Source organism: Frankia sp. CoWAU3 (genome assembly GCF_977971855.1).
In genome coordinates this window covers 1-7,313 of sequence record NZ_CDWWXB010000139.1, presented here as the reverse complement: position 1 = coordinate 7,313, position 7,313 = coordinate 1, and the positions used below count along the sequence as shown (strand labels likewise).

Annotated in this window: 7 protein-coding genes; 6 read left to right on the top strand and 1 reads right to left on the bottom strand. The window is 70.6% G+C overall.

Annotated elements, in window-relative coordinates; all coding sequences use genetic code 11:
- The 3 genes from AC08ON_RS12690 to AC08ON_RS12680 form a co-directional block, all read left to right on the top strand.
- A partial coding sequence (locus tag AC08ON_RS12690) for a 4-alpha-glucanotransferase (protein WP_476617038.1) occupies positions 1-600 on the top strand: 600 nt, incomplete at its 5' end.
- Between the two features lie 10 nt (positions 601-610).
- Positions 611-1,051, top strand: coding sequence for a hypothetical protein (locus AC08ON_RS12685; protein WP_476607727.1), 441 nt, complete (start codon positions 611-613; stop codon positions 1,049-1,051).
- Positions 1,038-1,475, top strand: a complete 438-nt coding sequence (locus AC08ON_RS12680; protein WP_476607728.1) for a DUF5130 family protein — start codon at positions 1,038-1,040, stop codon at positions 1,473-1,475. The genes AC08ON_RS12685 and AC08ON_RS12680 overlap by 14 nt, the downstream gene beginning before the upstream one ends.
- A 76-nt stretch (positions 1,476-1,551) precedes the next feature.
- Here AC08ON_RS12680 and pepN read toward each other — a convergent pair whose 3' ends face one another.
- Entirely contained in the window at positions 1,552-4,101 is a 2,550-nt protein-coding gene (gene pepN, locus AC08ON_RS12675; RefSeq protein ID WP_476607729.1) for an aminopeptidase N, read from the bottom strand.
- Positions 4,102-4,414: 313 nt separating this feature from the next.
- Between pepN and AC08ON_RS12670 the strand changes: the two genes are divergently transcribed.
- From AC08ON_RS12670 to AC08ON_RS12660, 3 genes are read left to right on the top strand one after another with little or no spacing between them, the layout of a single operon-like run.
- Positions 4,415-5,647 (top strand): AI-2E family transporter, encoded by a 1,233-nt coding sequence (locus tag AC08ON_RS12670; RefSeq protein ID WP_476617037.1) that lies wholly within the window; start codon positions 4,415-4,417, stop codon positions 5,645-5,647.
- Between the two features lie 56 nt (positions 5,648-5,703).
- Positions 5,704-5,880, top strand: coding sequence for a hypothetical protein (locus AC08ON_RS12665; protein WP_476607731.1), 177 nt, complete (start codon positions 5,704-5,706; stop codon positions 5,878-5,880).
- A gap of 19 nt (positions 5,881-5,899) precedes the next feature.
- Positions 5,900-6,388, top strand: a complete 489-nt coding sequence (locus AC08ON_RS12660) for a ribose-5-phosphate isomerase (protein ID WP_476607732.1) — start codon at positions 5,900-5,902, stop codon at positions 6,386-6,388.
- The last annotated feature ends 925 nt before the right edge of the window (positions 6,389-7,313 follow it).

The following is a 7,313-nucleotide window of genomic DNA, read 5'->3' as shown; positions in this document are numbered from 1 at the left end:
TTGCCGCCGACGGCGTACCGGGCGGCGACGATGGCCAGCCTCACCACGCACGACCTGCCCACCGCCGCCGGCTACCTCGAGGGCGAGCACGTGCGCACCCGCGCCCGGTTGGGGCTGCTCGGGCGTTCGGAGGAGGCCGAGGCGGCAGGCTGGCGAGCCGAGCGGGACGCGTTGGTCGAGCTGGTGCGATCCGAGGGACTGGTGGATCCGACGGGCGCGGCGGCGGGCCTCGGCGGACGGGGGAACCCCGGCGGGCGCGGCCGGCCGGAGTTCGACCCCGCCGTTCGGCAGGAGATCGTTTTCGCGCTGCACCGGCTGCTGGTGCGGTCTTCGTGCCGCATCGTGCTCGGGTCGCCGGGTGACGCGCTGGGCGACCGGCATCAGCCGAATCTGCCGGGCACGACCGACGCCTATCCGAACTGGCGGCTCCCGGTGACCGACTCCGCCGGTCGGCCGGTTACGGTAGAACGTCTGCTGACCGATCCGGACGTGCGCAGGCTTGGCGAGTTCCTCGCCCAGGTCCGGGTTGCCCAGGTCCGGGGCGTGTCGTCCGCCGGTGCGGCATCCCCAGACGAGGACCGTAACCTCATTTCCCGGTAATCTTCGCTGCGTGACTCGACGTCGACCGCGCCAGACCCGATGGCTGCCGTTCGCCGGCACCTCCCGCCCGTGCCCGGGGGCGCACCTCGCGCCGGGGTCGCGATCCAGGATCGCGCCGCGCCGGGCTCTCACCGTTGTCGGCCTCGCGCTGTTCGCGGTGCCGGTGTTCGCGGTGAGCGCCGCGGCCGGGGAGATCGGAACCCCCTACAACCCCGATCCGCTCACGGCCGTGCAGGCATGGGCGATCTACGGCGGCACCATCGTCGGTGGGTTCGTCATCGCGATCCTGCTGGCCGCGTGGTCGAGCCGCAAGAGCGGGCCGGTGCGCTACCGCCCGGGGCAACCCTGGGAGCACGACGAGATCTGGATCGGCTCCAAGCCGGAGGAGATCGAGGGCGAGCAGACGAAGACCGCCCTTCCCGGCGCGGGTGGTGCCAGTGGCAACTGGTGAGCCGTTCACCCACGAGCAGCTCGACCGGCTGGACCGGGCCCGGGAGCTTGCCGAGACGCGTACCGGCATCCACGTCAGCATCCGGATCGGCGCGGTGCGCGGCGACGTCCGGCTCGCCGCCGAGCGGATCCTCGCGAACCTCGTCGACGACGCGGGGTGGGATGCCGCCGTGCTGATCCTCGTCTCGCCCGGGCAGCGGTTCGTACGGATCGCCACGACTCCGGCCGCCAGGAAGCGGATCAGCGACTCGGCCACCGGGCTCGCCGCGTTGACGATGGCCTCCAGCTTCGCGCTGGGCGATCTGGTCGGCGGCCTGATCACCGGCATCCACCAGCTCGCGGACGCGGCAGGTGGCGCGGGCGGCGCAGCCGCCGGGACCCTCCCCCCGACGCAGCCTTCGTTGGCGGTCAGCCCGACGCCCTGACCCCGCTGATCCCGGAGGAGCCGGCCCGGCCGGTTCCTCCGGCCGGGCCGGCTCCGACTGGCCTGACGCGGGTACGCTACGCCGCCGCCTCGATGTCCTTCTTGCGTGCGGCCAGCGCCCGGACGAGCCCGTCGCGGCCTTCCAGCAGGGCCCGCCGCAGGGGCGGAACCGGGTTGTGCTCGGCCAGGTAGGCGTCGACCTTCGCCACCGTCTCCGGTTCGATCACCGACGCCGGGAACAGCATCTGGGTGATGGCGGAGGCCATGTCGAAGCTGCGGGTCTCCCAGATCCCAGCGATCTCGTCGAAGAAACGGTCCACGTAGGGCCGGGTCAGCTCGAGCTGGTCGGAGATCCAGAAACCGCCCATCGTCGCGGCGGCCAAGTGGTTCGACAGGGTGTCCGAGTCCATGACCGCCGACCAGGCTGCCGCCTTCGCCGCCGCGGTCGGCCGTGCCGCCCGCGCGGTCGCCGCTCGCTTCTCGCCGGTGGCGGTGCGGTCGCGGGCGAGCTCCGCGTCGATCTCGGCGTCGGCGTACACGCCCCGGGCGACGAGTTGGGTCAGCAGGGTCCAGCGCAGCTCGGTGTCGAGCACGAGTCCCTCGATGACGTCGGTGCCCTCGAACAGCGCCCGGATCCGCGCCACCTGGTCGGCCTCCTCGGCCTGGGCGAAGGAGGTGGTGTAGACGAGCTGCAGGTCGCTGCCGGGGGCCGCGGCGCGCGCCAGCTCCTCGGCGCGTTCCGTCAGCGCGCGCAGCGCGGGCTTCCGGTTTGCCGGGTCGCCGTAGGTGTCGATCGTCAGGTCCGCCTTGGCCAGCAGCGACTGCACCACGCCGATGTCGTCCTCAGCGGTCACCCCGGACAGCACGAGCCGGACGTAGTCCCGGGCGGCGAGTTCGGCGTCGCGGGTCATGTCCCAGGCCGCCGCCCAGCACAGCGTCCGGGGCAGTGACTGGGAGATGGCGCCGATCGCCTCGACGAGCGTGGCCAGCGACCGCTCGTCGAGGCGCACCTTCGCGTACGTGAGGTCGTCGTCGTTGAGCAGGATCAGATCCGGCTGGCGGGCACCGACGAGCTTGGCGACCTCGGTGAGTTTGCCCGTCACGTCGAGCTCGACCCGTTCCCGCCGGACCAGCGCGCCGGTGGCGTCCCGATCGTAAAGGCCGATCGCGAGCCGGTGCGGGCGCAGCGTGCGCGAGGCGGTCGGCGGCGCCGACGCCGGCTCCTGCACCACGTCGAACGAGGTGAACAGGCCCGAGGAGTCGGTGAAGAAGCGTGGCCGCAGGGTGTTCGCGCCGGTGGTCTCCAGCCAGTCCGCGGACCAGGCGGTCAGGTTCCGCCCGCTGGCGTTCTCCAACTCGTCGAGCAGGTCGCGCAGCGACGTGTTCGCGTACTCGTAGCGGCGGAAGTACGCCCGCAGCCCGGCGAGGAACTCCTCTTGGCCGACCCAGGCCACGAGCTGCTTGAGCACCGAGGCGCCCTTGGCGTAGGTGATGCCGTCGAAGTTCGTCCGCACCGCGTCCATGTCCGGGGCGTCGGCGACGATCGGGTGCGTGGAGGAGAGCTGGTCCTGGCGGTAGGCCCAGCCCTTCTCCGCGTTGGCGAAGGTCGTCCAGCCGTTGGTGAAGCGGGTCGCGTTCACCTGGGCGAGGACCGACATGTAGGTGGCGAACGACTCGTTCAGCCACAGGTCGTCCCACCAGCGCATGGTGACCAGGTCACCGAACCACATGTGCGCCATCTCGTGCAGGATCGTCTCGGCCCGCCGCTCGCGGCGGGCCTCGGTCACCTTCGCCCGGAAGACATACTCCTCCAGGAAGGTCACGCAGCCGGCGTTCTCCATCGCCCCGGCGTTGAACTCGGGCACGAACAACTGGTCGTACTTGCCGAACGGGTACCGGTAGTCGAACACCCGGTGGTAGAAGTCGAACCCGGCTTTGGTGATCTCGAAGAGCTCGGCGGGGTCGAGGAACTCGGCCAGCGATCGGCGGCAGTAGAGGCCCAGGTCGATGCCGTCGTGGTGGTCGCGGACCTCGTGGTACGGGCCGGCGACGAGCGCGGTGATGTACGTCGACATCACCGGGGTGGTCAGGAAGCGGATGGTGCGCACCCCGATCGCGGCCTCCGCCACCGCGGCGACCGCGCTGTTGGAGATCGCCTTCCAGTCCGCCGGGACGGTGACCGTGAGGGTGAACGTCGCCTTGAGGTCGGGCTGGTCGAAGCAGGCGTACATCCGGTGCGCGTCGTACGTCTCGAACTGGGTGTAGAGGTAAACGGCCTCGTCCACCGGGTCGACGAAGCGGTGCAGGCCCTCACCGGTGCGGGAGTAGACGCCGTCCGCCACCACCGTGAGCCGGTTCGACTCCGCGAGGTTAGCGAGCCGGATCCGCTCGCCGTCGAACACCGCGGCGGGGTCGAGCGGCGCTCCGTTGAGAACGACCTCGTCGACCTTCGTGGCGGCGAGCTCGATGAACGTCGACGCCCCAGGCTCGACGCAGGTGAAGATGACCGCGGTTGACGTGCGGAAGGTCTCGTGGCCGGTCGTCAGATCGAGTTCGACGTCATAGGAGGCAACGTTGAGCAGGCGGGCGCGCTCGCGCGCCTCGTCGCGGGTGAGGTTGTTGGGCACCCGGTTCCTTTCGGACGGCACGGACTTGCAGGACTGCACACGGTCATCACCGTGTTCCCAGTCTCCCACGCCGATGAGGGGAACGGTCGCTGCCGGGGGACGTGGTGGTCGGGGGCGTGGTGGTCGGGCCGTCGGCCGTGGTACCGGTGCCGGAGATGGTGGATTGTGGTGATTGGCGCAGGGTGCCCGCTCTCGCTGGTCGCCGATGCGGCACGATGGCGACATCTTCCGCGTGACCAGCTTGCGGGAGGATCGGGATGTCCGCGCGGTCGCGGGAAGGCAGGAAGAGGGCAGGACAGGAAGGGAGCCGCCGGTGAGACGGGTGGCGGGGCTCGGTCGCGTCCCCGGGCGCCCTCACCGGGCTCGCCGGGCCTCAGCCGTTCCGGCCGGCGGTGGGCCGTCCACCGCGCCGATGCCCACCGCGCCGATGCCCGAGGCGGCGGCATCCGAGCCACCAGGCGGGCCGCGGGCCGCTGGCGGGGGGGAGTCCCCGGCTCGGCGGGCCGATTATCACATCCCGGTCGCGCTGCGGGTCTCGGCGGGCTGGTCGTGGCGTCTGATCGTCACGGGCGCGGCCATCTACATCCTGCTGATGGTCGTGGGACGGGTCCGGATCGTGGTGATTCCGCTTATCGCCGGGCTGCTCATCGCCGCTCTCATCCATCCGCTCGCGCACCGGCTGCAGCGGCTCGGTATGAACCGGCTGGGCGCTGCCTTCACCGCGTTGTTCGTGTTCTTCGCGGTGTTCGTGGGTGTCGGGGTGGCGGTGGGCTTCAACGCCGCGAACGAGATCCCCACGGTCAGTGACCAGGTCAGCGAGGGCGTCGAGCAGATCCGCGGCTATCTGAGAAACGGTCCGCTCCACCTGTCACAGAGCCAGATCGACAATCTGGTCGACGACATCCGCAAGAGCCTGGCGAACAACCGGGGGCGCCTGGTCTCCGGGGTGATCTCCGGCGCCTCGGTGGCCGCCGAGGTGCTCACCGGCCTGCTCGTCACCCTGTTCTCGACCTTCTTCTTCCTGTACGACGGGGATCGTATCTGGGACTGGATCGTCACCCGCTTCCCGGACGGAGCGGAGGAGCGGGTGCGTGGCGCCGGTCGGGAGGCGTGGAACACGTTGACCGGCTACATTCGTGGGACGGTCTTTGTCGCGGCGGTCGACGCGATCGGTATCACCATCGGCCTGGTCGGCGTGGGTGTCCCGCTCGTCGCGCCGCTGGCCCTGCTGACGTTCTTCGGCGGGTTCGTCCCGATTGTCGGGGCGACGGTGGCCGGCGCCGCGGCGGTACTGGTGACCCTGGTCTCGAATGGCGTGCCGGATGCGTTGATCATTCTGGGTGTCGTGTTGGCCGTGCAGCAGGCCGAGGGGCACCTGTTGCAGCCGCTGGTCATGCGGCGGGCGGTGCGGTTGCATCCGCTCGCGATTGTCATCGCGCTGTCGGCCGGTGGCGTGTTGGCCGGCATCCCCGGTGCCATCGCCGCCGTTCCGTTCGCTGCCATGGTGAACAGGGTCGCCGGTTATCTCGCCGTGAGCGGGAAGTGACCACCACCCCGACGGGTTGATCCCGGTCGAACGGTGCCGTCGACCGAGGAGACCACATGAGCGCCGAAACTCTCGACACCCCCGCGGCCACGTTCGTACCCACACCCACGTCCGTACCCTTGCCCGCGGACGCGACCGAAGCGGTCTTCTGGGACGGAGTTCTGCTCGTCGCTGCTACCCCCGGCTTCCACGAGCTCAAACGGACCTGGGGCCAGGACCCGATCCTCACGTGATCGGGCATGATGACACATCATGCGTGTCCATCTGGGATCTGACCATGCGGGCTTCCACCTGAAGGAGGCGCTCGCCGAGCGTCTGGTGGAGCTGGGCCACGCGCCCGTCGACCATGGTCCTGTCGAGTACGACCCCGACGATGACTACCCTCCGTTCGTCCTCGCCGCTGCCGCCGCCACCGCCGCCGAACCGGGCAGCATGGGCATCGTCATCGGGGGATCGGGCAACGGGGAGGCCATCGCGGCGAACAAGGTCGCCGGGGTGCGCGCGGCCCTGGCATGGAGCGAGCAGACGGCGACGCTGGCCCGCCAGCACAACGATGCCAACGTGCTGAGCCTCGGCGCGCGTATGTACACCGTCACGGCGGCCCTGACGTTCGCCGAGGTCTTCCTCAGCACGCCGTTCAGCGGGGAGCAACGACACGTGCGGCGGCTTCGGATGCTCTCGACCTACGAGCGGACCGGGGACGTACCGTCGGTGCCCGGGTCGGCCCCGTCGGCTTCCTGAGACCTGTTCTTCGAGGACCCGGTCTTCGAAGCTCCGGTCTTCGAGGACCCGGTCTCGGCAGGGCCGCTCTCACGCGGTCCGGCGGATCCGCGGTCGGAGCGTCGGCGGGTCCTGCGGGCACCCCGGCCGCGGCGGACCGGGTCGGTGGGGCTGGTCGACGGGGTCGCCGGTGCGGGGCGTGATCCGCGATGCAGTACCACCGATCGCTCGGCCTCGGCGAGGTCGGCGTCGGTGGGCCGGGCGGCGTCGCGGGCCCGCATCGCCGTTCTCGGGGGCAGCTTGCTGCGACCCGCATCGATGAGACCGCGCAGCTGCGCGTCCGCCTCGCCCGCCCCGGCCGCATGCGACCGGGCCCGACCTGCGCGCTCGGGTCGTGGCATGGCTCCTCCATCCGCCCTGGCCGGAACCCTTGGTGAATCATCCCAGAAGCGGGCCGCTCGGGGAGGCCTCGTGACGCGGGTGGACGTCGGAAATCCGCCGGTGCGCTGGTTATCCCCCGCGCCAGGTTGATCTCCATCCTTCCATTTCCGAAGGCCTCCGGAAGTTCACCGTCCCGGGTGCTACCGGCGGGTCGCCCGACAGCGACAGCCCGACCGTTTTCGGTCCGGTCGACGCCGGGCCCCGGAATCGTCGTGGCGTCGCCGATCCACGGTTCGCAAATCCGTACCCGGTGTCGGCGGTTGGTCCCCCACCGGCCGCGTTTTTCTGCTCCGCAGCGTGCACGCCCGCGGGCGCCGGGTCGCCGCATCGCGACCTGGCCGACCGTCCGATCCAGGATGATCCGAGGCGCTACGGGGGATCGGCCACCCCCTGTCCGAGCTGTTCTGCCTCATCCGTATGCTACACATTGCCAGATGAACGTCCAATAGTCCAACGTACGCTCAATAGCAGGGCTGCGCGAAGGTCGCGTGGTGTGACGGCCCGT